The 285-nt window shown below is 29.1% G+C and carries 1 protein-coding gene; it reads left to right on the forward strand.

Translation table 11 applies throughout. From position 1 onward, the window contains the following. The coding region (locus AC3II9_RS21685) for a hypothetical protein (RefSeq protein WP_489158751.1) at positions 1–285 on the forward strand (285 nt) is incomplete at both ends.

Raw genomic sequence — 285 nt, forward strand, 5'->3', positions numbered from 1 at the left:
GGTCTGTACACCAAATCTTCTTTTACATTTTAAAAGGGATTTAAATCAGGTCTTTTTATCTAAAAACGATTCTTTTTTGGAGCATTACTTTTTATTTAGAAACAAAATAAATGAATTGATTTTGGAAATATCCGAAGTCCAGCAAGCTGTTATATTTGAAAAGCAGTCACAATCTTATGTATTACTTTGTTTTTCAGAAAATTCCACAATAGAAAAAGCTGAAATAAAAGCTACAATTGACAGGTTTTTATCTGAGTCATCTATTTCTGACACGTTTGTAGCGAT

It is taken from the genome of Lysinibacillus sp. RU7 (assembly GCF_057837305.1).